Origin of the sequence: Microbacterium sp. 22242, assembly GCF_052045495.1 — a bacterium.
GTDB lineage: Bacteria > Actinomycetota > Actinomycetes > Actinomycetales > Microbacteriaceae > Microbacterium.
Window position 1 is genome coordinate 248,905 of record NZ_JBQEOZ010000002.1, and the last position, 25,883, is coordinate 274,787.

The following is a 25,883-nucleotide window of genomic DNA, read 5'->3' on the forward strand; positions in this document are numbered from 1 at the left end:
TACCAAGCAGATTCCGAGTCGTGACCGTTCTGTTACTTTCTTTGCCCTGATCTGGCTCTTTTGGGCCCGGGAATGTCGGTGGCCCCGGATTGAATAGGGGTATGACGAGCTCGACCGGCAAGGTTTCGGATCCCGGGGTGGACCCGGTGGATCCGGCCGTCGTGCTGGCCGCGCTCGTGGACGGGTTGGCGACCACCGAGGCGACGATCATCCAGTTGCAGGCGTTGAAGGAAGCGCACCTCGCGGTCGCGCAGCGGCTCGCCGAGGACCTCGCCGCGACGGAAAGTGCCTCGGGGATACGGGGTGAGTCGGTGGATCTCGCCGCACGCAGCGTCGCGGCGGAACTCGCCGGGGTGCTGCACATGTCGGACCGGGTCGTGCAGGCTCGGATGGCCCGCGCCGCGGAGCTCGTGGTCCGGTACCCGGCGACGATGCGGGCGTTCACGGACGCGCGGATCAATGCCGCGCACGTGCGGCAGATCCAGGACGCCGGCGCCCGCCTCGACAGCGACGAGGTGCGGGCCGAGTTCGAACAGTTCGCGGTCGCTGCCTCCGAGGGTGAGACTCCGTATCGGGCGAAGCGGGTCGTGGAGCGGGTTGCGGAACGCCTCGCCCCACGATCGCTGACCGAACGGCATCGGGACGCGCAGGAGGACCGTCGGGTGTGGCGGGAGGATCTCGGCGATGGGCAGAAGATGCTCGGGCTGATCCATGCGGCTGCCATCGTCGACGGGATCTACGACCGGCTCACCCAGCAGGCCCGAACAGTGCAGGTCGCGAACGCCCAGGCTGTGAAGGACGCCGCCGAATGCGCAGCGGACGCGCTCGGCGATCCGACGGACGACCGCGCCATCGACCAGCTCCGTGCGGACCTCTGCGCGGACACCCTGCTCACTGGTGCCCCGTCCGGGCACGATACGACGGACGGGCTGCTGGGTGCTATCCAGGCGCGGGTCGAGATCACCGTTCCCGTGCTCACGATCATGGCGGTCGACACCACGAACGCCCCTGATCACCGTTCATCCCTGAGCACGAAGCCGACCTTCGGGATCCGCACGGAGCAGCCCGGCGAACTCGCCGGCGGGCACCCCATCGACACGCACACCGCCCGGATCCTCGCCGGCAGTGCCACCGCCTGGGAACGAGTCCTCACCCACCCCGTCACCGGGGCGATCCTCGCCGTGGACCGCTACCGCCCCAATACGGACCTGCGCAGGCTGCTGCACGCCCGCGACTCCCGCTGCCGATTCGTAACCTGCGGACTCCCACCCCGCGCGCAAGACCTCGACCACACCATCGACGCCGCCCACGGCGGACCCACCGAAGAAGGAAACCTCGGCGGACTCTGCCGMCGACACCACGTCCTCAAACACCAGACCGCATGGACAGTGAAACAACTCGGCGCCGGGACCCTGGAATGGACCAGCCCCACCGGATCCACCTACATCGACAAACCACCCACACCCGTCACCTTCACCATCGACGACTCACAAGCCGATCCCCCACCGGACGACCGCGCGCCCTTCTGACGACGGCCGACGACGGCGACCGTTCCGATGGATCCCGAGGTCGACTGCTCGACTGCTCGATTTGCTCGACTGCTCGACGGCTCTCCCATGCCCGTCGCGCTGACCGTCGCTCTGAGCGCGCCGTGTCGACAGTCTCTGCGACGGGAGCTGCGCCAGACCGCCCGAAGACAATGGGAAGGACGAGGTGGAAGCCACAAGAGTGCGCGGCTGCTCAGGCGTAGGTGCGGCCGTTCCACTGCAGCCACCCGCGCTGATGCTGTCCGGACGGGTCGTGGTGCGTCCAGTGCACGGTGCCGCCCTTCTCGCTCCACTCGTAGTCGCCGAGGAACTCCACCGTGTCGCCGACCGACAGTCCGTCGAGCCGCGGCGCGATGTCGATGTTGTGCGCGATCAGGATCGTCACTCCCCCGGGCGTCGTCAGCAGGAACCGCTGATGCCGTGAGCCCTGGTCGTCGTCGGAGAGGATCCGGGAGACCACCCCGCGGCCCTGCACCTCGACACCGCTGCGCCGTCCGTCGAACAGCGCCCGGACGGGGTCGGCTGACGAGCCGGACGCCGAGCCGGACGCGGGCGCCGTCCCGACGGTCGCGGGAGGGTCGGTCACCGTGCCGAACCACTGCTGCGCAGATCCCAGCACCGCGATCGCGGCGAGCGCGCAGATCGCCACGATCACGCCCCAACGACCCTTCCGTGCCACGGCGTCAGCCTAGCCGTGCTGCTCACGGCCCCGCCGTCGACCTGCCACCGCGGCCCGGGCGGCGATACGATGGCGCATGACGTTGGAGCGCTGGCGGCGGATCACCGAGTGGCCGCTCATCGTCGCGTCCCTCCTGTTCCTCGTCGCCTACTCCGTGCAGGTGATCGCGGATCCGCGCGGCGATCTCGGCGCACTGCTCGAGGATCTGCTCTGGGTCTCCTGGGGCACCTTCCTGGTCGACTACGTGGTGAGCCTCGTGCTCGCCCCGAGACGGTGGCGGTGGTTCCTCACGCACCTGTTCAACCTCGCGACGGTCGTGCTGCCGATGCTGCGCCCGCTGCGGGTGCTGCGCGTCATCACCCTGCTCACGGTCCTGCAGCGCACCGCGGGGCGGGCGGTCCGCGGGCAGATCGTGATCTACGTGAGCGGCGCGACCCTGCTTCTGGTCTACGTGGCGTCGCTCGCCGTGCTCGACTCGGAGCGCGCCGGCGGGGGCAGCATCTCGACGTTCGGCGACGCGATCTGGTGGGCCTTCGCGACGATCACGACCGTCGGCTACGGCGACATCGCACCGGTCACGCTGGAGGGCCGGATCATCGCCGTCGGCCTGATGTTCAGCGGCATCGCCCTGCTCGGTGTCGTCTCGGCGACCTTCGCCTCCTGGATCGTCGAGAAGGTCTCCGCGGAGAACACCAGCCGGCAGGCCGCCACCGTGGCCCACGTCGACGCGCTGCGCACCGAGATCGCCGAACTGCGGGCCGTGCTCATGGCGATGAACCCGGATCTGCAGGTCGCCGAGCCGGCGCCCCTGGAGACGCCGCAGCAGGATCCCCCGCCGCTCGCCCCGCAGAAGCAGGATCCGCAGCGCCCGCTCCCCGACCGCTCCTGAACAGCGGGCCCGCTCGGCAGGCGCGAACGCCCTGCGAGCGGGCGGCCTCCGCCCCCGTTACATCCCGGCGTGCTCGAACGCGGTGGTAGGCAGGTCGACGATGTGCGCGCCGCCGTCGACGACCAGCACGGATCCGGTCATGTAAGAGGACTCGGACGACCCGAGGAACCGCACGACGCTCGCGATCTCCGCGGGTTGCGCGGGCCGGTGCAACGGCACGTCCGCCGTGACCGTGGCGTACGCCTCCTCACGAGAGCCGAGCCCGGCGTGCTCCGCGAACTCGTCCATCTCCTCGTCCGCCATCGGCGTCTGCACCCAGCCGGGGCAGACCGCGTTCACGCGCACGCCGTGCTTGCCGTAGTCGCGGGCGAGCGTGCGAGTGAGACCGATCAGCGCGTGCTTGCCGACCGTGTACCCCGCCACCGACGGCCCGGCGAAGAGCCCGGCGAGCGAGGAGATCACGACGATCTGCCCCTTCGCCTCGATGAGCGCGGGCAGCGCCTCGCGGGCCGTCACGAACGCCGTCGTGAGGTTCGCGCGGATCGCGCCCTCCCATCCGGCGTCGTCGGTCTCGCCGACCGGTGCGAAGCCGTGCCCGCCCGCGTTCGCGACGAGCACGTCGATGCGGCCGAACGTCGCCAGCACCTCGGCGACCGCGCGCTTCGCATCGGGGGTCGAGGCGGCATCCGCGATGACCGGATGAGCGCCCACCGCGCGCTCGACCTCGCGGAGCGGCCCCTCCCGGCGCCCGACGACGACGACATGCGCACCCTCGGCGGCGTAGCGGGCGGCGATCGCCGCGCCGATGCCGGTGCCGCCGCCGGTGATCACGACGACACGTCCGGTGGATCCTGCGCTGATGGTCATGGGGTCTCCTGTCGGGGAAAGAGAGGTCGGAGGTCGGAAAGGAGGGGACTCAGGCGGGGAAGCCGGAGCGGGCGCTGTAGCCGAAATCGCTGAGGATCCCGGATCCGTTCACCGCGCGGGCGCGCGGTGAGGCGAGGTAGACGACGTGCGCGGCGATCTCCTCGCCGCTCTGCACGGGGAAGGCCGGCGCGGCGAACGCGTCGTCACCGAGGTCGCCGCGGCTCATCGCGGTGTCCACGATCGACGGCGACACCGTCGTCACGCGCACGTCGTCCCCGGCGAGGTCGACGCTGAGCGCCCTGCCGAACTGCACGAGCGCGGCCTTCGAGGCGCAGTACGGCGCCATGCCGGGCGAGGCGACATACGCCGAGTCGCTCGCGATCAGCACGACGGAGGCTGCCGGCGCCGCCCGCAGGGCCGGCAGCGCAGAGCGCAGCACGAGGAAGGCACCCGTGACGTTCACCGCGAAGACGGCCTGCCACTGGGCGAGCGAGATCTCGTCGATCCCGGATCCGACCGGACCGGAGATGCCGGCGCTGCACACCACGGTGTGCAGCGCGCCCAGCCCGTCGGCGGCGGCGGAGACGGCGTGCGCCACGGCGGACTCGTCGGTCACATCGGCGATCACCGTGAGGGAGCCGGGGCAGAGCGCGGCCGTGCCGGCCAGGCCCTCCGCGTCGCAGTCGAGCAGGGCGACGCGGACGCCTTCGGCGGAGAGCGCCTGCGCGACGGCACGCCCGATCCCGCCGGCGGCGCCCGTGACGAGGGCGGTCCTGCCCTGCAGCTGCAGCTCCATCGCCGCTCCTTCCCACCGGAGACGACGAATCGAGCGCCTCCGCTCCGCCATCCTGCTCTCGCGCATGCCCCGAGACGAGGGGCGCGCACACGCCTGTGCACGCTGACACCATCGTCCTTCGCTGGTGAGCAAGCCGTCCGCCGCGCTGACGGGCAGACTCGGCTGTGTTCGATATCGCAGGCCCTCCGCACAGCACGCCGTCTCGCTGTGCAGCCCGAACCGGGTGGAGGGATGCGCTGTCACCGAGCGAAGGAGCCGCCGTGACTGCCGTACCCGACCAACAGACCCACACCGAACTGCGATCAGGGGCCCTCGGGGTCGCCGGGATCGTGTTCCTGGTGCTCGCCGCCGTCGCCCCGCTGACCGGGATCGTCGTGGTCGCGTCGCTCGCGATCGCGCTCGGCAACGGCGGCGGCGCCCCGATGTCGTTCTTCCTCGTCGCCGTGATCCTGCTGCTGTTCGCCGTGGGCTACGCGCAGATGTCGAAGCAGCTCGTGAACGCCGGCGGCTTCTACGCCTTCGTCGTGCGCGGTCTCGGCCGCACCGGCGGCCTGGTCGCCGGGCTCATCGCGACGCTCGGCTACAACTTCTTCGTCGTCGGCACGATCGGCACCAGCGGCTTCTTCATGCAGACGATCATCAAAGACCTCACCGGCTTCGACCTGAGCTGGATCGTCTGGGGCCTGCTCTCGATCGCGGTCTGCTTCGTGCTCGCCCGCATCGGCGTCGACTTCTCCTCCAAGGTGCTCGGCGTCTGCCTGGTGCTGGAGACCAGCATGCTGGTCGTCTTCGACATCTCGGTGCTCGTGCAGAAGGGCTACGACTTCGCGGCGTTCAGCCCGGAATGGGTGTTCTCCGGATCCCTGCCGATCGGCATGCTGCTCGCCGCGACCGGCTTCCTCGGCTTCGAGGCCACGGCGCTGTTCGGCGAGGAGGCGAAGGATCCGCTGCGCACCGTCCCCCGCGCGACCTACACCGCGATCGTCGCGATCGCGGTCATCCTCGGCGTCACCACCTGGGCCGTGGTCAGCGCGATCGGCGTGCCGAAGGCGCAGAAGGCCGGCCTCGACCACCTCGCGAACGGCGACCTGATCTTCTCGCTCGCCCAGCGCTACCTGGGCGGACCGCTCACCACGGTCATGATGATCCTGCTGCTGGTCAGCCTGTTCGCGGCCATGCTCGCCTTCCACAACTCCGCCAGCCGCTACCTCTACGCGCTCGGCCGAGCGCGGGTGCTGCCGCGCGTGCTCGCCCGCACCAGGGCGAGCGGATCCCCCGCGGTCGCCGGCATCGTGCAGGCCGGGTTCGCCGCGATCGTCGCGCTGATCTTCTTCATCGCGGGAGCGGATCCGATCCTCACGGTCGTGCCCGCGATGCTCGGCTTCGGCACCCTCAGCGTGCTGATCCTGCAGGGACTCGCCGCACTGTCGATCGTGGTCGCGTTCCGGCGCCAGCAGGACGGCCGCTGGTGGAGCACGTTCATCGCGCCGGGCCTCGGCTTCCTCGGCATCACGGCGATCTCGATCCTCGCGATCGTGAACTTCGACATCGTCGCGGGATCCGATGCGCTCGCGATCCGGCTGATGCCGCTGCTGCTCCTGCTCGCCCTGATCGGGGGCATCGGCTACGCGGCCTACCTGAAGCGGGCGAAGCCGGCCGTGTACGACGGCCTCGCCACCGACCTGGAGCGATTCCCCGCCTGACCTCCGCCCGGTCCCTGAGCCGGGCACCCCGCGCCCGGTCCCTGAGCCCGATACCCCGGTCCCTGAGCCTGTCGAAGGGACCCCACCTCACCGCCACCGGTCCCTGAGCCTGTCGAAGGGACCCCACCCCACCGCCACCGGTCCCTGAGCCTGTCGAAGGGACCCGACCCCCGCCGCCCGACCCAAGGAGATCCCATGTCCATGAACCCCGCCGACACCTCGACCTGGCTGCCGCTCGACGGCCTCGCCCCCGGCTTCGACGCCAACAAGGAACCGCACACGACGGCGCTGGCCGGTCGCCGGATCGATGTCACCGCACCGAACGGCACCCGCATCTCGCACGTGTTCGCCGAGAACGACGTCACCTGGACCTACGCCCCCGGCGAGGGCGATGACACGGCCGCGGCGTCGGACACGGACGCCTATGAGGCCATCGAGGTCGACGAGGAGCTGTTCTACGTGCAGTTCCACCACAACTACAAGCCGAACGAGGCCGTCTCCCTCATCCTCGACCTGCGCGCGGGCCGCGTGCTGTCGATCATCAGCGAGATCCTGCCCACCGCCGAGAAGGGCCGCACCCGGGTGCAGCACCGCTTCGGCACCGCGACGATCGACGGCATCGAGGCGACCGGATCCGACTTCGCCCCGACCACCGCGCTGATCGGCCGCCGCGTCGAGTGGGTGTACAGCGAGATCCACGCGTACGAGCACGTCTACCTCTCCGAGCGCTGGTACACCTGGCAGTGCCTCGCCGGGCCCGAGCGCGGCCTCGCCGACACGGACGAGAACAGCGTGTGGGAGATCCGTCCGGGCATCTACATGTTCGCCTGGCGTGAGAAGGTCATCCCGTGCGCCTCGATCACGGTCGCCGACCACCGCGACATCACCAGGATCCGCTCGCACGGCGTGCTGTTCGGCCTCGACGAGACCGGCGAGATCCCGACGCACTTCACGTTCGGCGCCTGGGGCCGGCTCATCTCCATGACCGGCCACGCCCCCGAGCTCGAGCCCGCGAACTTCGGAGCCTGACATGACCGCCCCCGCCGACCTCATCGTCGTCGCATCGACGATCCGCACCCTCGACCCCGCACGACCGCACGCCGAGGCCTTCGCCGTGCGCGACGGCCAGATCGCCGCCGTCGGGCTTCGGTCCGAGGTCGAGGCCCTCCGCGGCCCCGGCACGCGGGTGCTCGAGCTCGGCGGGGCGGTCGTCTACCCCGGGTTCGTGGACGTGCACAACCACCACGCCCTGGCCGGGCGCACCGACCTGTTCGAGCTGTCGCTGCCGACCTCGCTCACCCTGGACGAGGTGCTCGACCGGGTGCGGGAGAAGGCGGCGACGCTGCCCGAGGACGCCTGGATCATCGGCGGCGCGATCGCGAGCACCATGCTGCCGACGCTCGCCAACACGGCCGCGCGGCTGCGGCTGGATGAGGCCGCAGGTGGGCGGGCGGTCATGCTCATGGAGGACTCCCGACACAATCGCTGGGCGAGCTCGCGCGCGCTCGAGCTCGCCGGGATCGGCCCCGACTCGATCCCCGACGGCGGCGTCACGATCCTCGACGAGGCCGACGGCACCCCCACGGGCGTGCTGCTCGAGGCGGCCGGGATCCCGGTGCAGGAGGCGTACGACCGCTCCGGCGGGCTGACCGCCGCGCAGCACCGCGCCGCCTCTGCCCGCGGCGTGCAGCTCGCGAACTCGTTCGGCATCACCGCGTTCCAGGACGCCGGTGTCTCGACCGACATCCTCGGCGCCCTGGCCGCGCTCGACCGCGACGGCGACCTCGACGCCTGGGTGGTGTCGTCCCTGCTCGTGAACGATGAGATCTTCGGCTTCGACCCGGTCGGATCCCCGCTCATCGAGCGCGGCGAGGACTTCCGCACCGCGCACCACCGGCCGGACTTCGTGAAGATCTTCCTCGACGGCGTCCCTCCCGCGCGCACCGGGGCGTTCCTGGAGCCGTATGTGGCCGACGCCGCGCACGGCGCGCACTTCCATGGCGAGACGACCATGACCTTCGATGAGCTGTACGGCTGGATGCGTCAGGTCGCGGAGCGCGGCCTCGGCGCCAAGGTCCACTGCACCGGCGACGGATCCGCCCGGCTCGTCCTCGACGTCGCCGAGCGGCTGCGCGCCGAGGGCGTCACCACGCCGATCCAGATCGCGCACGGCCAGTTCCTCGCCGACAGCGACGTGCCCCGGCTGGCCGCACTGGACGTCGTGGCCGACATCTCGCCGTTCCTCTGGTTCCCCGGCGTGATCCCGACCATGCTCACCGAGGTGCTCGGCGAGCGCGCGGAGCACTCCCAGCCGAACCGCACGCTCATCGACGCGGGTGCGCTCGTCGCCGGCGGTTCGGACTGGCCGGTGAGCGAGTCGCCGAACCCGCTCGAAGGACTCCAGGGGCTCGTGACCCGGGCGGATCCGCTGCGCCGTGCCCCCGGCACGCTGTGGCCGGACCAGGCGATCACGGCGGAGGAGGCGCTGCAGGTGTTCTCGATCAACGCCGCCGTCGCGATGGGCCTCGGCTCCGAGACCGGCTCGCTCGAGGTCGGCAAGTCGGCCGACTTCGTGGTGCTCGACCGCGACGCGATCGCGGGCCCGGCCGACGCCATCATCGACGCGAGGGTGCTGTCGACGTGGTTCGCGGGACGCGAGGTCTACACGGCGGAATGAGGCGGGCGCAAACGCGTCAGCCCGCAGAGCCGCGCATCCCGCGGAGAGATGAAAGACGCCGCTGCGGATCCGATCCCAGCGGCGTTTTCCATCCCTGCGCGGACGACCGCGGTCGGGTCGACCCGTCGTGTCAGCGCAGAGGCGCGTCCCGGCCGCGCAATCTCCAGAGGAGCCAGAGGGCGCCGACAGGGATGAGGACGAGCGCGATGATGAACCCGGAGCGGGCGAGGTCGTACGACGCCGGGAGCAGCGGGTTGCTCGCGCCGCCGTCGTCGGGCGTCGTGACCCAGATGAGCTTCGCCACCGCACTCGCGGCGTAGACGAGGGCCCAGACCCCGAACGGCAGCAGGATCGCCACCGCCTTCTCCCACCGGCGCCAGAACCGGCTCGAGGTCACGAGTCCGATCCCGATGATCCATCCGCCGACCGGGAACAGGAGGGAGCCGAAGCCGAGCGCCAGCGCGCCGACGATCGCGAACCACTTCGCATCGACCGCCGGCGGTTTGGCAACGGGCGCCTGAGCCACGACCACGACAGGAGCGGGAGGCGTGGAACCGCTCTCCTCCCCGGCAGCCGCGGCGATCTGCGCCGGATCGCCGAGCTGCGCGATCCGTGCCCGCACCGCCGCAGCGTCGAGCCCGTCGAGCTCTTCTGCGATGCCGCTGCGCAGCTCGTTCGCGACGCGCCAGGGCAGGTCGGCGATGGCCGCGTCGAGCCTGCTCAGGTAGTCCTCGCGCAGCTGCTGCGCCTCGAGATCGATCATGATGCCCCCTCTGTCTTCGCCCGCGCCCGCGGGTCCTCGGCGATCAGCTCCGCCACGCTGCGCGCGAACGGCACCCACGACGACCGGAACCGCTCCAGCTGCTCCTTGCCGCTGGGGGTGAGCTCGTAGTAGCGGCGCACCGGGCCGGACGCCGACGGCTGCTCGAAGGTGCGCACCCAGCCGCTCTGCCGCAGCCGGGAGAGCAGCGGGTAGAGCGTGCCGATGCTGGCGATGAGCCCTTCTGCGATGAGCCTCTCGGACAGCTCCCAGCCGTACATCGCACCGCGCGCGAGCAGCCCGAGCACGCAGTACTCGACCACGCCCTTGCGCAGCTGCGCCCCGACGTCCGCTGTCATGTATGACAAGCTAGCTTGCATGGCAAGATGAGGCAAGGAATGCGGCCTTCATCGACCGCGGCGCTGCGGACCGCTCACCCGGCGATGGCCGCCGCGTCGGACCCGGCGGCGGGCGCCGGCAGCGGCAGCTCGTCCGTCGCATTCGTCGCGAAGGCGCGCTTGACCAGGGGCAGGAACGGCTTCGACAGCATCACGCGCGTCGCGATCCTTCCGAGCGCTGCCGCGGTCCGCGTCTTCGGGACCGCCCGCTCCAGGCTGCCGAACGGGATCTTCTTGCCGTCGGCGATGAACGGGTCGATCCGCCGCGCGTAGCGCTGGAGCGCCGCGGGGATCCCCTCCGCGCCGGCCCCGACCAGCTCGCCCGCCACCACGTACGCCCCGACGAGCGCCATCCCCGTGCCCATCCCGCTGAGCGGCGTCCCGCAGTAGCCGGCGTCGCCGACGAGTGCGACCCGCCCCGCGGCGACCTGCGGCACGTCCACCCGCGCCAGCTCGTCGAAGTAGAAGTCCTCCGCGCCCGCCATCGCGGCGAGCACCGCCGGCGCCCGCCAGCCGGCCTGGGCGAGGATGCGACGGATCAGCGTCTCCTGCGCAGCCCGGTCGCCGCGCAGCGCGGGGTCGTGGTCCACGCGCAGGGTGAGCATCGCCTTCGACGTCGCAGGGTCGCGGTCCGGACGGATCCCGAGCATCGCGCCCGGCACGACCCGCATCGAGAACCACCCGTCCTCGATGCCGGCCGGCGTCGGCATGGTGAAGAACGCCGCGTACCCGCCGAGCCGCGTGGCGAACTGCTCCTCCGGCCCGAACGCCAGGCGCCGGGTGGCGGAGTGCACGCCGTCGGCGCCGAGGAGCGCGTCGAAGCGCCCGCCCTGACCGGACACGAAGCGCACCGCCACCCCGTCCGGATCCTGCGCGAGGGATTCGACGCGGTCCCCGTAGCGCAGTTCGAGAAGCCCGGGCGCCTCCTGCGCGGCGGCGGCGAGCGCGTCGAGCAGCACCTGGTTCAGATCGCCCCGCGCGATCTCCACGTCCGCGACCGCGCCGCGGCCGTCGAAGAGCTCCACCGGCATGCGGCCGTAGGAGCGCCCACGGCCGTCGACGTAGATCATCCCCTTCTCGTGCAGCTGATACGCGCCGATCGCGGGCATCAGCCCCATCCGCTCGGCCGCCTCGCGGCTCGCGCCGCGGAGGTCGACGGCCTGGCCGCCGGCACGCGGCTCGGGCGCACGCTCCACCACCGTGGTGCGGATGCCGCCGCGGACGAGCTGCAGGGCGGCGGCGATCCCGGCGATGCCGGCGCCGGAGATGAGGACGTGGGGTGCGGACATGATGAGCTCCTCGATTCAGTGTCAGACATTTGTCTAAGACGAATGTCTACACTGTCTTTGGACATCTGTCTAATACGAACGTCTGAATCCGGGCTAGGCTGACAGCCATGGGCAATCGTGAGGACCTGCTCGCCGGGGCACGGCGCGTCATCGTCGCGCGCGGCGCCGCGAACGTCACCGCACGCGACATCGCACAGGAGGCCGGGGTCAGCCTCGCCGCGATCGGCTACCACTTCGGCTCCAAGGAGAACCTCATCACCGAGGCCCTCCTGGAGGCCCTGGGCACCGGGATCGGCGACGGCATGGAGGCGGCGATCCGGGACGCGAAGGATCTCCCCCGGCTCGCCGGCTTCGCCGCGCTGTGGAACCGCATGCCCGCGGTGTTCGCCGAGAACCGGGACGCCCTGCTGGCCGGCATGGACAACGCGGTGCGCATCATGCGGGATCCGGAGGGGCAGATGCGCATGCAGGCCGCCGTCGCAGAGGGGTACCGGGGCGTGGCCGAGAGCCTCCGCACGGCCTACCCTGACCTGTCCGAGGAGCAGGCGCTCGCCCTGGCGCAGCTCGAGTTCGCACTGTCGCAGGGCCTCGGGATCCTCTCGCTGCTCAGCCCGGACGGGCGGATCCCCGACGGCGACACCCTGGCCTCGGCCGTCGCGCTGCTGCAGGACCGGCCGGCCTCCCGCTGACCCCGTCCGCGCACGGGGACCGGTCCTAGACTGGGTCGGGCGCGACGGCGCCACGGGAAGGGTGCGGGATGCCGATCACGAGGACGGTGCTCGAGACCGCGGCCGAGCATCCGGACCGGCCGGCGATCGTCGGCGACGACGGCGCCCTGAGCTACGCCGAGCTGGTCGAGGACTCCCGCCGCGTGTTCGCCGTGGTCGACGCGGTGCACCGTGCGCAGGCCGCTCCCCCGGTGCCGGCGCCGGAGACCCGGGGCATCCCGATCAGCGCCGTCAGCATCGCGAGCGCCTTCCACGCCGCGCGGATCGTGGCCGGGCTCGCCGGGTACCGCAGCGTGTCGGCCACGATCGACCCGCAGTGGCCGCTCGCGCATCGGCTGCGGGTCATCACCACCGCCGGGATCGGCCTCGTGATCAGCGATTCCGCCGAGCTCGGCGCAGGCCTCGACGCGGCTGGCTGGACCGGCACGATCCTCACCCTCGCCGAGTTCCGGGCGCGGGAGGAGCCCCTGCGACAGGCACGGGGGCCGCTCGCGGGTCCGCCCGCCGTGCGCGACGGCGACGAGGCGTTCCTGCTGCTGTTCTCCTCCGGCACCACGAGCGACCCGAAGGCCTTCCTGAAGACCCGCCGGCAGTACCGCGAGAACGTCGCCGTCTCGAGCGCGCACCTGGAGCCGCGGCCGGGCGTGCAGACCCTCGCCCCCGGTCCGCTCTCGTACAGCCTCACCCTGTACGCGCTCATCGAATGCCTCGCGACCGGCGGCGGCGCGCACCTGGCCGATGCGTTCGACGCCGCCGGTCTGGCCCGGCGCGTCGCGGCGGAGGGGATCACCCGCATCGTCGCGGTCCCGGCGGTGGTGCAGGTGCTCATCGACGCGGCGCGCAGGGACCCGGCCTCCTTCCGTCGCCTCGAGCTCGTGGTCACCGGCGGCGCGAACCTGCCCGCCGCGCTGCGCGACGGCCTCGCCGCCGTGCTGCCGCACGCGCGACTGATCAGCTATTACGGCGCGGCCGAGATCGGGTTCATCGGCGACAGTCGCGGCGGCGACGGCACGCTCCTGGACGTGTACGAGGGGATCGGCGCCGAGGTGCGCGACGACGCCGGCGACCCCGTGCCCGACGGCGACCTCGGCACCCTCTGGATCCGCGCCGCGGCCTGCTCCGACGGCTACCTCGGCGCCACCACCGATGCGGTGCTGCGCGGCGAGGGCGGCTGGGCGACGGTGCACGATGTGGCCCGGATCGTCGAGGGGCGGCTGCAGCTGGCCGGCCGCGCGGGGGACATCGTCGCCACGGGCGGGCACAAGGTCTCCCTGCCGGAGGTCGAGCGGGCGTTCGCCGGCTTCCCCGGGATCGGCGCGGTCTGCGCCGTGGCGCTGCCGGATCCGCGCCTCGGCAGCGTCGTCGCGCTCGTGGTCGAAGAGGCGGATCCCGGAGCAGCCGCGAAGGCGGAACTGCAGGAGTGGGCGCGCGCCCGCCTCGCCCCGCAGTTCGTGCCGCGGCGCTGGTACCTCGCCGAGCGGCTGCCGCGCACCGCCGGCGGCAAGATCCGCCGCTCCGCCACGGCCGCGCTCGTGACCGGCCGCGACGCCAGGGCGGTGCGGCTGTGAACCGGCGCGTGGTCGTCACCGGGCTCGGCGCGATCACGCCGAGCGGTCTCGACGTGCCCGCGCTCTGGGACGCGGCCGCGGCAGGGCGGAGCGCGATCTCGGTGCTGGACGGGCAGGAGTTCGCGGCGCTCCCCGTACGGATCGGCGGCGTGGTCCGCGGCTTCGATGCGACCGGTCTGGTCGATCCGCCGCTCGTGCGCCGGCTCAGCCCCGTGCAGCTGTGGGCGATCGCCGCCGCCGATCAGGCCATGGCGCAGGCCGGGCTGGATCCGCAGGGCCTCCGCACGGGCGATCCGCTGCCCTGGGACGCGACCCGCACCGCGGTGCTCGCGGCGACCGGATCCGGGCCGATCGATGCGATGCAGGCCGCCACCCGCGCCCTCGACGCCCGCGGCCCGCGCGGCGTGCCGCTGAGCCTGGTCGTGCACGGCGCACCCGACGCGGCCGCCGCCCTGCTCAGCGAGCGCTACGGCGCGCGCGGCACCGCGCACGGCGTGACCGCGACCTGCGCGTCGAGCGCGATCGGGCTGGGCGAGGCGCTGCGGCGGATCCGGCACGGGTATGCCGACGCCGTGCTCGTCGTCGGCATGGAGGACTGCCTGAACCCGGTCAACCTGGCGTCGAACGCGAACCTGCGTGCGCTCGCGACCGGGTACGAGGAGGATCCCACCGCCGCCAGCCGCCCGTTCGACCGCGGCCGGCGCGGGTTCGTCATGGCGCAGGGGGCCGCCGCCCTGCTGCTCGAGGCCGAAGACGTCGCGGCCGCGCGGGGCGCGACGCCTCTCGCGGTGCTGGCCGGGTTCGGCGAGTCCAGCGACGCGCATCACCCCACCGCGCCGCATCCGCGAGGCCGGGGCGCCGCGCAGGCGGTCGCGGCGGCTCTGGCCGACGCCGGGCTCGACCCGCATGCCCCGGCCGGCATAGACCACGTCAACACGCACGGCACGGGCACCCCCGCGGGCGACGCGGCCGAGCTCGCCGCTCTCGAGGCCGTGTTCGGCGAGCACGCCCGGCGGATCCCGCTCACCGCGACGAAGTCCAGCACCGGGCACCTGCTCGGCGCGTCCGGCGCCGTCGAGGCGGTCCTCGCGATCCTGACCCTGCGCACCGGCGTGATCCCGCCCACGATCAATCTCGACGATCCCGAGTTCGACGGCTGGGACATCGTCCGCGGTTCCGCCCGCGCGGCCGGTCCGATCCGCCGCGTCCTCTCCCCGTCGTTCGGCTTCGGCGGCCACAACGGCGCCCTCGTCTTCGAAACACCCCATCCCCAGGAGGTCCGATGACCGACCGTCTCACCCGCCACGCGGAACTCGCCGAGCGCTACCTGCCCGACGACCTGCTGGACCGTCTCCGTGAGCGTGCGGCGGTGTACGACCGGGAGAACCGGTTCTTCGACGAGGACCTCGCAGAGCTCGCCGAGCGCGGGTACCTGCATCTGTTCGTGCCCGCGGACCGCGGCGGCCCCGGCCTGAGCCTCGACGAGGTCTCCCACCTGCAGCAGCGGCTCGCGACCGCCCTGGCGGTGAACATGCACCTCATGTGCACGGGTGTCGCGAAGGCGATGGCGGACCGCGGCGACCATTCCCTCGACGGCATCTTCGACGAGGCGCTGGCCGGCGAGATCTTCGCGTTCGGGATCAGCGAGCCCTCCAACGACTGGGTCATGCAGGACTCGAAGACCGTCGCGACGCCGCAGGACGACGGCGGCTACACGCTGCGAGGCGTGAAGATCTTCACCTCGCTCTCTCCGGTGTGGACCCGTCTGATCGCGCACGGCCGCGACGACACGGATCCCGACGATCCGATGCTCGTGTACGGCTTCCTCGAGCGGGACACCCCCGGCATCACGGTCTCCGACCGCTGGGACGTGATGGGCATGCGCGCGTCGCAGAGCCGTGCCACGATCCTGGAGGACGTCCGGATGCGCCCGGAGCGCGTCGTGCGCCGGATCCCGCCGGGGCGGGTGCCGGATCTGCTCACCTTCGCGATCACGAGCAACTTCCAGCTGCTGATCGGATCCGTCTACGCCGGCGTCGCCCGGCGTGCGCTCGAACTGGGCGCCGCCGGACTGAAGGCCCGCACATCCGCCAAGTCCGGGGCGACCTACGCCGAGGTTCCCGAATCGCGCGCCCGTCTCGCCGACGCCCACCTGGAGTACCTGTCCGTGCCGGCGCAGCTCGAGGCCTGCTGCCGGGACTTCGACGACCTGCTCGACCACGGCGCGCGCTGGCCGCTGCTGCTCGTGGCCGCCCGGCTCAACGCCTCCACCGCCGCCCGCCGCGCCGCCGAGGCGGCGCTCATGTGCACAGGCGGCTCGGGCTTCGACAACGGCCACGAGCTGAGCCGGCTCTACCGCGACGCCACGGCGGGACTGTTCCACCCGCCGAGCGCGGACGCCGCCCGGCCGATGTTCGCCGCAGCCCTGCTGGACGACTGAGGGCCCGCGGGCTCCTCCCCGACGGCAGCCGAGGCCCCCTCGCAGCACCCGGGCCCCCTCGCAGGAGCGTCGCTGCGAGGGGGCCCGGGTGCTCAGAGGGGGCGTCNGCCGAGTACGACCGCGAGGGGGCGTCCTCGAGCAGGAACCGCGCACCGCGCTCGCCGATCACCGCAGCCGGGGCGTTCGTGTTGCCCGTGGTGATGGTGGGCATGACCGCGGCGTCGATGACGCGCAGGCCGCCCACGCCGTTCACGCGCAGACGCGCATCGACGACGGCTTCGGCATCCGATCCCATCCGGCAGGTGCCGACCTGGTGGTGGTACGTGATCGCGGTGCGGCGGACCCAGTCCTCCACGTCCGCGTCGCCGACCTCGGGGCCCGGATACGTCTCGACCGCGCCCCAGCCGTCGGCGAGTGCGGGGCGGGCGCCGATCCGCCTGGCCTGCCGCACGGAGGCGGCGAGCGCGGCGATGTCCCGCTCGTCCTCGAGGGCGGCGAGGTCGATGAGCAGCGGATCCGCCGTGCCCGGTCCCGAGATCCGCAGCGTTCCGCGGCTGTAAGGGGTGACGAGCCCTGCCATGAGCGAGAAGCCGTCGCCGGGGCCGTGGGCGCCGGGACGCGGGTCGAGCTCGCCCCACATCGGCACGGAGAAGTGGATCGGCTGCGTGTCCGGCTCGGCGAGGTCGTCGCGCGAGCGCCAGAACAGGTGCGTCTGCGTGACGGAGACGCCGGGCTGCGGTGCCCCCACCGGCTTCTCGGTCGTGAAGATCACCGGGGAGAGCAGATGGTCGTGCAGGTTCGCGCCGACCGCGGGGAGGTTCCGCACGACGTCGATGCCGAGCTCCTCCAGATCGGCGCGCGGTCCGATGCCGCTGCGCAGCAGGATCGCCGGGCTGCCCAGCGCTCCCGCGGCGAGGATCACCTCGTCGGCGCGCAGCTCGGACCCGCCGCCCGGCGAGGCCAGGCGCACGCCGACGGCGATCCCGTCCTCGACGATCACGGAGTGCACCTCGGCGTCGGTGACGATCCGCAGGTTCGGCGCGTCCTCGACCGGCCGCACGTACGCCATCCAGGTGTTCACGCGGCGGCCGCCCTGCATCGTGACCTGCTCCTGTGAGACGCCGTCCAGCGTGCCGGCGTTGTAGTCGGGGTTGTGCGCCAACCCCTCCTCCACCGCGGCGTCGATGATCGACTGCTGGACGGGCACGAGCGGATAGTCGTCCGTGACGGGCAGCAGGCCGTTCTCGATCGCCTCGTACACGGGCAGGACGTGCGCCCAGCCCCAGTCGGTCGCGCCCTGGCGCTCCCAGCCGTCGAAGTCGCTGGCCGCGCCGCGGACCCAGATCATGGCGTTCAGCGCATGGGATCCGCCGGTGACCTTGCCGCGCGGAAGGTGCAGGCGACGGCCGGCCGCGTGCTGCTGCGGCACGGTGAAGTAGTCCCAGTCCTCGGCCGCGTGCCACAACTCGCCGGCGCGGGAGGGTTCGTGGATCGCGGGGTTCGTGTCGTAGCCGCCGGCCTCGACCAGCGTCACGTCCCACCCGGCGTCGACGAGACGCCGGGTGACGATGCTGCCCGAGGTGCCGGCTCCGACGACGATCGCGGAGCGGGCCCCGGTCTCGTCGGACACGTTCAGCCCTTGCGGCCCGGGCCGGAGACGACCTGCGTCACGGACACGGACTTCAGGCCCTCGACGCCGAACTCGAGCCCGTATCCGGAGCCCTTCACGCCGCCGAACGGGACCATCGGGTGGATCCCGCCGTGCGAGTTGATCCACACCGTGCCCGACTGCATCCGGGTCGCGGCCTCACGCGCCTGCTCCGGATCGCTCGACCACACCGACGCCCCCAGACCCGCATCGATCCCGTTCGCCCACGCGAACGCCTCGTCCACGTCGGAATAGCGGACCACCGGCAGCGCGGGGCCGAACTGCTCCTCCTGCACCAGGTCGGCGTCGTTCGGGATGTCGGCGACGATCGTGGGCCGGTAGAACAGCTCGCCCAGCTCCGGGGCCGCCTCCCCACCGGTCACGATCCGCGCGCCGCGCGCCTTCGCGTCCTCGACCAGGCGGGAGACGATGTCGAACTGCGGCTTGTTCTGCAGCGGGCCGAGCACGTTGTCCTCGTCCAGGCCGTTGCCCATCGGCATGCTCGACGCGATCCCCGCCAGCGCATCCACGACCTGGTCGTAGATCGATTCGTGCACGTACAGGCGCTTCAGCGCCGCGCACGTCTGCCCGGTGTTCAGGAACGCACCCCAGAACAGGTCTTCCGCGATCGCCGCCGGATCCGTGCCAGGCAGCACGATCCCCGCGTCGTTGCCGCCCATCTCCAGGGTCAGCCGGGCGAGGTTGCCGGCGGATGCCTCGATGATCTTGCGACCGGTCGCGGTGGATCCGGTGAACATGATCTTGTCGACGTCGGGGTGCGACGACAGCCGCGCGCCGATCTCCCGGTCGCCGGAGATGCCGATGAGCACGTCGGCAGGGAGCACCTCGTTGATGACGGAGAGCATCGCCAGCACGCTCAGCGGCGTGTACTCGCTGGGTTTGACGACGACCGTGTTGCCCATGCGCAGGGACGGGCCGATCTGCCAGATCGTGATCATGAGGGGCCAGTTCCACGGGCCGATCGCGGCCACGACGCCCGCGGCCTTGTACACGAGCTCCGCATGCATGCTCTCGTCGTCGATGAGCACCTCGCTCGGCAGCTCCGTGGTGGCGTTCGTGCGCAGCCACGCCGTGCACGCCCCCAGCTCGAAGCGGGCGTTCGGGCCGTTCAACGGCTTGCCCTGCTCCCGGGAGAGGATGTGCGCGAGCGCCTCGGCGTTCGCGTCGATCGCATCCGCCGCGGCCAGCAGCAGTTCGCTCCGCCTCCCGTGTCCCAGCGCCTCCCACCCCGGCTGCGCGGCCCTGGCGCGCGCGATCGCGTCATCGAGATCGGCGACAGTCTGCACCGGAGCGCGGCCGATCGTCTCCCGGGTGGCGGCGTCCGGGATCTCCCGGCCCTCCCCCTCGGGCGCCTGGATGCGGTCGAGCAGCGCGGACGCTGCGGACGAGTCGGTCATCGGTCTCTCCTTCGAGCATTCGGTCGACGATGCGTCCTCACCATTGTCGATCCCGCTGTCTGCGCCGGCTTGTCGCCGAGCGCTCCGCCCATGACTCGGCGCGAAGGGATCTCAGTCCTGCTCGATCCGCTGCTCGCCGCGCGCCGCGCGGACATCGGCCAACGGGTCGTGCTCGCGGTCGGCGCTGGCGGTGCGCAGGAACACGATGATCCAGCTGAAGATCAGCACGGCGGCGATCAGTTCGACGGCGGTCAGGTTGTAGTAGCCGGTGGCGAAGAAGACGCCGAGCAGGGCGATCACGAGCACGTAGATCCAGCCCAGGACGACGAACACGCGTGAGATCCTCCGGAGCAGCCACGGCAGGGCCAGCACGATGATCGAGAAGACCACGGTCATGCCGGTCGCGACGGTGTTGTGCACCAGGAAGAACGCGTCGACGGGGAAGATCCCGGCGCACGCGAGGAACACCCCGATCAGGATCAGGCCGATCCGCACGATGTCACGTCCGCGGCGATCCCGCGGCTCCCGGACGGAGAGGGCCGCCGTCGCGTAGCGGGCGATCGTCGTCACCATCACACCAGCCACGATGAGGGTGCCGTTGAACGCCGCCGCCGAGGCGTTGCGCACCATTCCGAGCGCCGAGAGGTTCAGCCGCCACCAGTGCGGATCCGTCGCCCCGAGCATCGCCGTGAGCGCGCCGATGACGAGGAAGACCGCCAGGATGAGCGAGATCGACGACGGGCTGAGCATCGCCCCGCTCAGCGAGCACACGTAGGCGGTGAGCGCGAGCGCGACCCCCACCAGCACCGCGCCGGGGAACGGGAACACCGGCGCATCGCGGAAGCTCGCCTCGAGCAGCTCCGCCAGTCCGGACAGCGCGAGCAGCGCCACCGCTCCGTGCGCGAGGGCGATCGCGGTGAGCTCGTACCAGCGCAACCGCTGCCCGTCGACCGCGAGGGCGTCGGCGCCCTCCGCGCCCGCGACGGTCAGCTCGCGCCGCAGCGCGACGCGGCCCAGGGCGAAGCCGAGCACGGCGACCGCGGCGCCGCCGATCGCGGCGACCGCGCCGACCGACCAGGCCCCGGTGATCGAGAGCGTGCGGTGCCAGAAGATCGCGAGGGAGACGAGGAAGCCGAGCACGAACGCCGCCACGCCGGACAGCAGGGCGTCGCTCTCCTGCGTCTGCCGAGACGACGCGGTGGCACGCGACGCGCGCAGCCGCTCGATCAGACGGTCCCACTCAGCTCGCATCCCTGCCTCCGCGTCCACCCTAGAGCGGCGCTCCCGCACAGGGCCCCCGCGACTAGCCTGAAAGCGTGACCCAGACGTTCCGCGCCCGCGCCGCCCTGCTCGACATGGACGGCACCCTCGTCGACTCGACCGCCGTCGTGGAGCGGCTGTGGCTGGAGTGGGCGGAGCCGCACGGGCTGGACCCGGACGTCGTGCTCAGCGTCGTGCACGGCCGGCAGGGCCACCAGAGCATGGCGATCATGCTGCCCGACCGCCCGCACGAGGAGAACATCGCCGAGAACAAGGCGATGCTGGCGAAGGAGAGCGGCGACGTGGACGGCGTGGTCGAGGTTGCGGGGGCCGCGGCGTTCCTCGCGGCGCTCGCGCCGTTCCCGCACGTGATCGTGACCTCCGCCGACGACCGGCTGCTGCGCGCGCGGATGGGCGCGGCAGCGCTCGATGTTCCGGTGGACCCCGTCACGGCCGAGCACGTCGAGGCGTCCAAGCCCGATCCCGAGGGCTTCCTGCTCGGCGCGCGGCGCCTGGGTGTCGACGCCGCGGACTGCATCGTCTTCGAAGACTCCGAGGCGGGGATCCAGGCCGCACAGGCGGCAGGGATGCGCGTGATCGGCGTGGGCGCCGGAGCCGCCGCGCACTCCCCCGACGCCGTCGTCGCCGACCTGACGCACGTGTCGATCGCGCCGGACGGCGACGGCTTCCTGCTCACCGTGAGCTGAGGTCGCAAGGTCCCCCGTCGCGAGTCCGGACCGACGCGCCGCGAGAAGCCCGGATCAGCCCGGCTGCGGCGCCTCCGGCAGCTCCCCGAAGCCCGCCTCGAACAATCCGGCGACCCGGTCGACGGCGTCCGGATCCCCCCGCAGTTCGATCTCGTCGCCCTGTTTCGCGCCGGACGCGAGCAGGCGCATCATGCTGGACGCGGGCACCGGATCGCCGTCCGGCAGCCGGCGCAGCCACAGCGCGGCGCCCTGCGCGGCCCGCACGATGAGCGACGCCGGGCGCGCGTGCATGCCCATGGGATTGCGCACTTCGACGACCCGGGTCGCGTCCGCAGAGCCCGTGGTCGGCGGGTCGGGTGCGTGCGCGGGCGCGACGCCTGCGTCCACCGGGCTCGCAGGACCGTCGCCGTCGTCCACGGCCGGCGCCGACACGTCGTCCTCCTCGCCCAGGTGGGCGGACTTCGCGACGAGCGCTCCCTCCGCCTCGGCCGCGACCTGCGTCAGCGGCGCCCCCTGGGCCGCGGTGACGGAGGCCGCGAGCAGCCCCTCCACGAACGGCGCCGACGACAGCCGCACCGGCACGTCGCTCGTCCGCAGCTCGAGCGCGAACTCCGCACTCATCACCGCGGATCCGAGATCCATCAGCACCAGCACCCCGTCGCAGAGGTCGGCCAGATCGTCGATCGCCTCGGCGACGCGGGTAGCGTCGGTGCCCAGGATCGGCGTGCCGTCCGGATCCGTCCCGGCGCCCGCCGCGAGGCGGATCGGCACCGACCCGCCCGGCACCATCTGCTCGGCGAGCTCGAGCGCCGCCTCCGCCAGCCGCGCGCTGTGCGAGACGACCACGATCCCGATCGTGTTCATCGGCTGCCCCCGGACCCGGGCTCAGCTCGCCGCCGCGACAGCGGACGCGAGTGTCTCGAACAGCATCGTCGCCGACGCGGAACCGGGATCCAGGTGCCCCGCGCTGCGCTCCCCGAGGTAGCTCGCGCGCCCCTTGCGCGCGACCAGGTCGATCGTCGCGTCGCGGCCCTCCGCCGCAGCGGCCGCGGCCCGCGCAGTCGCCGTCGCCGGATCCGCCCCCTCCGCGACCGCGGCGTCGAGCGCGGCGCGCGCCGGCGACATCGCGTCGAACAGGGTCTTGTCGCCCGGCTCCGCCTTGCCGCGCGCGACCACGCCGTCCAGCCCCGCCCGCAGACCGGCGGCGAGCGCCTCGGGCCCGACGGCGGTCTCGGTGCCGAGGGCCGCGCCCAGGCGCAGGAAGAACGTGCCGTACAGCGGGCCGCTCGCGCCGCCGACGGTCGACACCAGGGTCATGCCCACGGTCTTGAAGAGCTCGTCCGTCGTCGCGGGGGAGGTCTGCTCGACCTTCTCGACCGCGGCGGTCATGCCGCGCGCCATGTTCGCGCCGTGGTCGGCGTCGCCGATCGCCGAGTCCAGTTCGGTGAGCCAGTCGCGCTTGTCCACCACGGCATCGCGGTAGCGGTGCAGCCAGTCGGTCAGCGCGGCGATCGGGATCGTGCTCGGCATCGGTGCGTGCTCCTTCGGATCTGGTTCGGGCCCCGATCGCGAGACGCGCCGTCCTCCGGGCGGAGGCCGGCTCTCGCGATCGCAGCGGGTTTCGTGCGCGTGCGGAGACTCAGGCTCCCCAGCGCAGGCCGGGCGTGACGACGGGCGCGTCCCACAGCCGCAGCAGCTCGTCGTCGGCCTTCAGCACGGTGACCGAGCAGCCGGCCATGTCGAGCGAGGTGATGTAGTTGCCGACCAGGTTGCGCGCGATCGTCACGCCCGCCTTCTCCAGGAGCGCGGCGACCTCGCCGTACATGAGGTAGAGCTCGATGAGCGGCGAGGCGCCCATGCCGTTCAGCATCACGATCGTGGGGGATCCGGTGACGTCCAGATCGGCGAGGATCGGCTCGACCAGCTGCGCCGCGATGTCCTTCGCGGGCGCAAGCGGCTCACGGTGCCGGCCCGGCTCGCCGTGGATCCCGATCCCGATCTCCATCTGGTCGTCCGGCAGTTCGAACGTCGGCCGGCCGGCCGCCGGAACGGTGCAGCTCGTCAGCGCCATGCCCATCGAGCGGCCCTGCCCGTTCACGCGGGCGGCGAGATCTGCGACGGCGGCGAGATCCCGCCCCTCCTCGGCGGCGGCGCCAACGATCTTCTCCAGCAGCACCGTGAGGCCGACGCCGCGGCGTCCGGCGGTGTACAGCGAGTCCTGCACCGCGACGTCGTCGTCGACGACGACCGAGCGCACCTCGATGCCGTCCATGCCCGCGAGCTCCGCGGCCATGTCGAAGTTCATCACGTCGCCGGTGTAGTTCTTCACGATGTGCAGCACTCCGGCGCCCCGGTCGATCGCCTTCGTCGCCGCCTGCATCTGATCCGGGGTGGGCGAGGTGAACACCTCCCCCGCGCAGGCCGCGTCGAGCATGCCCGTGCCGACGAACCCGCCGTGCAGCGGCTCGTGCCCGGATCCGCCGCCCGAGAGCACGCCCACCCTGCCCTCCGGCTTGGGCGTCGCTCGCAGGATCACGCGGTTCTCGAAGTCGACGGACAGCTCGGGATGCGCGAGCGAGAGTCCCCGCAGGGATTCCGCGAGGACGTCCTCCGGGGCGTTGATGAGCTTCTTCATGCCGCTTCCTCCTCGAGCCGGGTGAGCGCACGGGGTACGCACTTCCGAGGATGCGCGGACGCGACGACGCTGTCAACGGTGCGCGGACGGAAAGGGCGCGGCCCGGATCAGGCGGTCGGCGCCAGGCCCAGGTCCTCTTCGCGGACCGTGCCCTTGGCCGACCACGGGAAGTCGATCCAGCGGTCGGTGTCCTTCCAGGCGAAGTCCGGCTGGATGATCGTGGTCGGCTTGGTGTAGATCGTCACGGAGCGGACGTCGGCGCCCTTGTCGCGCAGCAGCTGCACGGCGAGCGCCAGGGTGCGTCCGGAGTCGGCGACGTCGTCGACCAGCAGCACGCGACGGCCGTCCAGGTACTCCATGTCGAGCGCCGGCGGCAGCACCTCTGGGGCGTCCAGCACCGTGCCGATGCCGGTGTAGAACTCGACGTTGATCGCGCCGCAGTTCTTCGCGCCCAGGCCGTAGGCGATGGCGCCGGCGGGCAGCAGTCCGCCGCGGGCGATCGCGACGACCACCTCCGTCTCGAAGCCCGATGCGAGGATGGTGCGGGCCAGGTCCCGTGTCGCCTCGCCGAAACCGTCCCACGTGAGCACTTCGCGCTCGATCGCCGTATCCGTCATGGATACATTCTGCCCTTCTCCGGCGGGGTCGCCGTCCACGCGATCCGCAGGCGGCCCTCTCGCTCCGGGCGCGCGGATCAGCCCCGCAGGGCGAGCACGAACGGCAGCACGTCGGTGGCGCCCGCCCGGCGGAGCAGGCGCGCGGCAACCGTGAGCGTCCACCGGCTATCGGCCAGGTCGTCCACGAGCAGCACGGGGCCGGAGGGGATCTCGAGGCCGTCCGTGCGGAAGCGATCCCAGGTCCCGGCGAGACGGAAGACGCTGTTGCCGCCCGGGCCTCCGGTGGGCCCGCCGTCGACCAGGCCGAGCTCCCCGAGGTACGGCAGCCGGCCGATCCCGGCCAGGCCTCGTGCCAGCGAGTCGACCAGCAGCGGACGCGAGCGCGATGGCAGCGCGACCACCGCGACGGGGCGCTCGGCCCAGCCCCAGTCGGCGAGCACGCGGACGCAGGCGGCGAGCACCTGCGCGCCGATCGGCGCGTCCGCGGCTCCGGCCGCGAAGAGCTCGCGCAGGGTCCCGCCCCAGCCCAGGTCGGTGAGGCGGGCGAGGGCGCGCCCCTCCCCGGCCTGCTCCGCCGCGCCGATGCGCCCCTTCACCGGCACCCCGAGCCGGTCGGCGCCTGTCGGCCAGGCGCGCCGCGGCTCGATCGGCACGCCCACCCGGTCGAGGGAGGACGTGGCGGCGGCGGTCGCGGCGGATCCGATCTCCGTCGGGAACCAGACGCCCGCGCAGTTGTCGCACCGCCCGCAGGGTGTCGCGGTCGCGTCGTCGAGCGTGCGCTGCAGGAACTCCATGCGGCAGCCGCCGGTCTGCTCGTACTCGGTCATGTGCTGCTGCTCGGCCAGGCGATCCGCGGCGATCCGCGCGTAGCGCTCGGCGTCGTAGAGCCACGGCTCCCCCGTGGCGACCCAGCCGCCCTGCACCCGGCGAACCGCCCCGTCGACGTCGAGGACCTTCAGCAGCAGCTCGAGCGGGGTGCGCCGGATGTCGACCATCGCCTCGAGTGCGGGCGTCGACACCGGCGCATCGCCGAGCGCGGCGATCACCCGCTCGGCGCGCTCGCGATCCGGCATCGAGGCGGTCGCGAAGTAGTGCCAGATGTCGCGGTCCTCCGGCCCGGGCAGCAGCAGCACGTCGGCGCTCTCGCTCGCGCGGCCCGCGCGGCCCACCTGCTGGTAGTACGCGACGGGCGACGAGGGGGCGCCCAGATGCAGCACGAAGCCGAGATCCGGCTTGTCGAAGCCCATCCCGAGCGCG

The 25,883-nt window shown here is 72.4% G+C and carries 22 protein-coding genes and 2 pseudogenes (1 of these 24 running past the window's edge); 10 read left to right on the forward strand and 14 right to left on the reverse strand.

Translation table 11 applies throughout. The features are described 5' to 3' along the window. The first annotated feature begins 101 nt into the window (after window positions 1-101). Window positions 102-1,529: a DUF222 domain-containing protein gene (locus ACTJJZ_RS02865; protein WP_440719656.1), complete on the forward strand. Its 1,428-nt coding sequence runs from the start codon at window positions 102-104 to the stop codon at window positions 1,527-1,529. A gap of 211 nt (window positions 1,530-1,740) precedes the next feature. Here ACTJJZ_RS02865 and ACTJJZ_RS02870 read toward each other — a convergent pair whose 3' ends face one another. Further along, window positions 1,741-2,226 (reverse strand): DUF3465 domain-containing protein, encoded by a 486-nt coding sequence (locus tag ACTJJZ_RS02870; RefSeq protein ID WP_440719657.1) that lies wholly within the window; start codon window positions 2,224-2,226, stop codon window positions 1,741-1,743. A 76-nt stretch (window positions 2,227-2,302) separates the two neighbouring features. On the opposite strand from ACTJJZ_RS02870, the gene ACTJJZ_RS02875 reads away from it, so the two are divergent. Continuing rightward, window positions 2,303-3,115, forward strand: coding sequence for a potassium channel family protein (locus tag ACTJJZ_RS02875; RefSeq protein ID WP_440719658.1), 813 nt, complete (start codon window positions 2,303-2,305; stop codon window positions 3,113-3,115). 57 nt (window positions 3,116-3,172) lie between these two features. On the opposite strand, the gene ACTJJZ_RS02880 is transcribed toward ACTJJZ_RS02875, so the two are convergent. Together ACTJJZ_RS02880 and ACTJJZ_RS02885 are read right to left on the reverse strand one after the other, a co-directional pair. After that, window positions 3,173-3,982 carry an SDR family NAD(P)-dependent oxidoreductase gene (locus tag ACTJJZ_RS02880; RefSeq protein WP_440719659.1) on the reverse strand — a complete coding sequence of 270 codons (810 nt, stop codon included), beginning with the start codon at window positions 3,980-3,982 and terminating at the stop codon, window positions 3,173-3,175. A gap of 49 nt (window positions 3,983-4,031) precedes the next feature. After that, window positions 4,032-4,778 (reverse strand): SDR family NAD(P)-dependent oxidoreductase, encoded by a 747-nt coding sequence (locus tag ACTJJZ_RS02885; RefSeq protein ID WP_440719660.1) that lies wholly within the window; start codon window positions 4,776-4,778, stop codon window positions 4,032-4,034. A 260-nt stretch (window positions 4,779-5,038) separates the two neighbouring features. Between ACTJJZ_RS02885 and ACTJJZ_RS02890 the strand changes: the two genes are divergently transcribed. The 3 genes from ACTJJZ_RS02890 (at window position 5,039) to ACTJJZ_RS02900 (ending at window position 9,158) form a co-directional block, all read left to right on the forward strand. Further along, on the forward strand, window positions 5,039-6,481 hold the full coding sequence (locus tag ACTJJZ_RS02890; RefSeq protein ID WP_440719661.1) for an APC family permease: 1,443 nt from the start codon (window positions 5,039-5,041) through the stop codon (window positions 6,479-6,481). A gap of 195 nt (window positions 6,482-6,676) precedes the next feature. After that, window positions 6,677-7,510 (forward strand): molybdenum cofactor biosynthesis F family protein, encoded by an 834-nt coding sequence (locus ACTJJZ_RS02895; RefSeq protein WP_440719662.1) that lies wholly within the window; start codon window positions 6,677-6,679, stop codon window positions 7,508-7,510. Between the two features lies 1 nt (window position 7,511). Then, a complete protein-coding gene (locus ACTJJZ_RS02900) occupies window positions 7,512-9,158 on the forward strand; it encodes an amidohydrolase (protein ID WP_440719663.1) in 1,647 nt (548 codons plus the stop codon). 130 nt (window positions 9,159-9,288) lie between these two features. Here the strand turns inward: ACTJJZ_RS02900 and ACTJJZ_RS02905 are convergent, their stop codons facing one another. The 3 genes from ACTJJZ_RS02905 to ACTJJZ_RS02915 all read right to left on the reverse strand — a co-directional run bounded on the left by ACTJJZ_RS02905 (window position 9,289) and on the right by ACTJJZ_RS02915 (window position 11,605). Beyond that, the gene (locus ACTJJZ_RS02905) at window positions 9,289-9,921 is read right to left on the reverse strand and encodes an HAAS signaling domain-containing protein (RefSeq protein ID WP_440719664.1); all 633 of its coding nucleotides are present in this window, start codon (window positions 9,919-9,921) and stop codon (window positions 9,289-9,291) included. Beyond that, complete coding sequence (locus tag ACTJJZ_RS02910) at window positions 9,918-10,277, reverse strand: PadR family transcriptional regulator (RefSeq protein ID WP_440719665.1); 360 nt, start codon at window positions 10,275-10,277, stop codon at window positions 9,918-9,920. The genes ACTJJZ_RS02905 and ACTJJZ_RS02910 overlap by 4 nt, the downstream gene beginning before the upstream one ends. Before the next feature lie 74 nt (window positions 10,278-10,351). After that, a complete protein-coding gene (locus tag ACTJJZ_RS02915; RefSeq protein ID WP_440719666.1) occupies window positions 10,352-11,605 on the reverse strand; it encodes an FAD-dependent monooxygenase in 1,254 nt (417 codons plus the stop codon). Between the two features lie 107 nt (window positions 11,606-11,712). Here ACTJJZ_RS02915 and ACTJJZ_RS02920 point away from each other — a divergent pair, with 107 nt between their 5' ends. From ACTJJZ_RS02920 to ACTJJZ_RS02935, 4 genes are all read left to right on the forward strand, one after another. After that, window positions 11,713-12,294, forward strand: a complete 582-nt coding sequence (locus ACTJJZ_RS02920; RefSeq protein ID WP_440719667.1) for a TetR/AcrR family transcriptional regulator — start codon at window positions 11,713-11,715, stop codon at window positions 12,292-12,294. Window positions 12,295-12,362: 68 nt separating this feature from the next. After that, the gene (locus ACTJJZ_RS02925; protein WP_440719668.1) at window positions 12,363-13,901 is read left to right on the forward strand and encodes a class I adenylate-forming enzyme family protein; all 1,539 of its coding nucleotides are present in this window, start codon (window positions 12,363-12,365) and stop codon (window positions 13,899-13,901) included. Next, the gene (locus ACTJJZ_RS02930; RefSeq protein WP_440719669.1) at window positions 13,898-15,187 is read left to right on the forward strand and encodes a beta-ketoacyl-[acyl-carrier-protein] synthase family protein; all 1,290 of its coding nucleotides are present in this window, start codon (window positions 13,898-13,900) and stop codon (window positions 15,185-15,187) included. Before ACTJJZ_RS02925 ends, ACTJJZ_RS02930 begins: the two co-directional genes overlap by 4 nt. Then, complete coding sequence (locus ACTJJZ_RS02935) at window positions 15,184-16,341, forward strand: acyl-CoA dehydrogenase family protein (protein ID WP_440719670.1); 1,158 nt, start codon at window positions 15,184-15,186, stop codon at window positions 16,339-16,341. The genes ACTJJZ_RS02930 and ACTJJZ_RS02935 overlap by 4 nt, the downstream gene beginning before the upstream one ends. 136 nt (window positions 16,342-16,477) lie before the next feature. On the opposite strand, the pseudogene ACTJJZ_RS02940 reads toward ACTJJZ_RS02935, so the two are convergent. The 3 genes and pseudogenes from ACTJJZ_RS02940 to ACTJJZ_RS02950 form a co-directional block, all read right to left on the reverse strand. Next, a pseudogene (locus ACTJJZ_RS02940) lies at window positions 16,478-17,977 on the reverse strand (GMC family oxidoreductase); the annotation flags it as partial. Further along, the gene (locus tag ACTJJZ_RS02945) at window positions 17,974-19,407 is read right to left on the reverse strand and encodes an aldehyde dehydrogenase family protein (protein ID WP_440719671.1); all 1,434 of its coding nucleotides are present in this window, start codon (window positions 19,405-19,407) and stop codon (window positions 17,974-17,976) included. The gene ACTJJZ_RS02945 and the pseudogene ACTJJZ_RS02940, both read right to left, overlap by 4 nt. A gap of 111 nt (window positions 19,408-19,518) precedes the next feature. Then, window positions 19,519-20,658 (reverse strand): DUF998 domain-containing protein, encoded by a 1,140-nt coding sequence (locus tag ACTJJZ_RS02950; protein ID WP_440719672.1) that lies wholly within the window; start codon window positions 20,656-20,658, stop codon window positions 19,519-19,521. 65 nt (window positions 20,659-20,723) lie between these two features. On the opposite strand from ACTJJZ_RS02950, the gene ACTJJZ_RS02955 reads away from it, so the two are divergent. Next, the gene (locus ACTJJZ_RS02955) at window positions 20,724-21,374 is read left to right on the forward strand and encodes an HAD-IA family hydrolase (protein WP_440719673.1); all 651 of its coding nucleotides are present in this window, start codon (window positions 20,724-20,726) and stop codon (window positions 21,372-21,374) included. Between the two features lie 54 nt (window positions 21,375-21,428). On the opposite strand, the gene dhaM is transcribed toward ACTJJZ_RS02955, so the two are convergent. From dhaM to ACTJJZ_RS02980, 5 genes and pseudogenes are all read right to left on the reverse strand, one after another. Then, window positions 21,429-22,238 carry a dihydroxyacetone kinase phosphoryl donor subunit DhaM gene (dhaM, locus tag ACTJJZ_RS02960; protein WP_440719674.1) on the reverse strand — a complete coding sequence of 270 codons (810 nt, stop codon included), beginning with the start codon at window positions 22,236-22,238 and terminating at the stop codon, window positions 21,429-21,431. Between the two features lie 21 nt (window positions 22,239-22,259). Beyond that, the gene (dhaL, locus tag ACTJJZ_RS02965; protein ID WP_440719675.1) at window positions 22,260-22,904 is read right to left on the reverse strand and encodes a dihydroxyacetone kinase subunit DhaL; all 645 of its coding nucleotides are present in this window, start codon (window positions 22,902-22,904) and stop codon (window positions 22,260-22,262) included. A 109-nt stretch (window positions 22,905-23,013) separates the two neighbouring features. Next, complete coding sequence (dhaK, locus tag ACTJJZ_RS02970) at window positions 23,014-24,009, reverse strand: dihydroxyacetone kinase subunit DhaK (protein WP_440719676.1); 996 nt, start codon at window positions 24,007-24,009, stop codon at window positions 23,014-23,016. 107 nt (window positions 24,010-24,116) lie between these two features. After that, window positions 24,117-24,626, reverse strand: coding sequence for a phosphoribosyltransferase (locus ACTJJZ_RS02975; RefSeq protein WP_440719677.1), 510 nt, complete (start codon window positions 24,624-24,626; stop codon window positions 24,117-24,119). 77 nt (window positions 24,627-24,703) lie between these two features. Further along, window positions 24,704-25,883 (reverse strand): annotated as a pseudogene (locus ACTJJZ_RS02980) (DEAD/DEAH box helicase) (it continues 948 nt past the right edge of the window).

Excerpts from the sequence above, each read along its gene's own strand:
- ACTJJZ_RS02875 (WP_440719658.1), top strand. The coding sequence starts at position 2,303 with ATGACGTTGGAGCGCTGGCGGCGGATCACCGAGTGGCCGCTCATCGTC.
- ACTJJZ_RS02880 (WP_440719659.1), bottom strand. The coding sequence starts at position 3,982 with ATGACCATCAGCGCAGGATCCACCGGACGTGTCGTCGTGATCACCGGC.
- ACTJJZ_RS02885 (WP_440719660.1), bottom strand. The coding sequence starts at position 4,778 with ATGGAGCTGCAGCTGCAGGGCAGGACCGCCCTCGTCACGGGCGCCGCC.
- ACTJJZ_RS02895 (WP_440719662.1), top strand. The coding sequence starts at position 6,677 with ATGTCCATGAACCCCGCCGACACCTCGACCTGGCTGCCGCTCGACGGC.
- ACTJJZ_RS02900 (WP_440719663.1), top strand. The coding sequence starts at position 7,512 with ATGACCGCCCCCGCCGACCTCATCGTCGTCGCATCGACGATCCGCACC.
- ACTJJZ_RS02905 (WP_440719664.1), bottom strand. The coding sequence starts at position 9,921 with ATGATCGATCTCGAGGCGCAGCAGCTGCGCGAGGACTACCTGAGCAGG.
- ACTJJZ_RS02910 (WP_440719665.1), bottom strand. The coding sequence starts at position 10,277 with ATGACAGCGGACGTCGGGGCGCAGCTGCGCAAGGGCGTGGTCGAGTAC.
- ACTJJZ_RS02915 (WP_440719666.1), bottom strand. The coding sequence starts at position 11,605 with ATGTCCGCACCCCACGTCCTCATCTCCGGCGCCGGCATCGCCGGGATC.
- ACTJJZ_RS02920 (WP_440719667.1), top strand. The coding sequence starts at position 11,713 with ATGGGCAATCGTGAGGACCTGCTCGCCGGGGCACGGCGCGTCATCGTC.
- ACTJJZ_RS02925 (WP_440719668.1), top strand. The coding sequence starts at position 12,363 with ATGCCGATCACGAGGACGGTGCTCGAGACCGCGGCCGAGCATCCGGAC.
- ACTJJZ_RS02935 (WP_440719670.1), top strand. The coding sequence starts at position 15,184 with ATGACCGACCGTCTCACCCGCCACGCGGAACTCGCCGAGCGCTACCTG.
- ACTJJZ_RS02945 (WP_440719671.1), bottom strand. The coding sequence starts at position 19,407 with ATGACCGACTCGTCCGCAGCGTCCGCGCTGCTCGACCGCATCCAGGCG.
- ACTJJZ_RS02950 (WP_440719672.1), bottom strand. The coding sequence starts at position 20,658 with ATGCGAGCTGAGTGGGACCGTCTGATCGAGCGGCTGCGCGCGTCGCGT.
- dhaM (WP_440719674.1), bottom strand. The coding sequence starts at position 22,238 with ATGAACACGATCGGGATCGTGGTCGTCTCGCACAGCGCGCGGCTGGCG.
- dhaL (WP_440719675.1), bottom strand. The coding sequence starts at position 22,904 with ATGCCGAGCACGATCCCGATCGCCGCGCTGACCGACTGGCTGCACCGC.
- dhaK (WP_440719676.1), bottom strand. The coding sequence starts at position 24,009 with ATGAAGAAGCTCATCAACGCCCCGGAGGACGTCCTCGCGGAATCCCTG.
- ACTJJZ_RS02975 (WP_440719677.1), bottom strand. The coding sequence starts at position 24,626 with ATGACGGATACGGCGATCGAGCGCGAAGTGCTCACGTGGGACGGTTTC.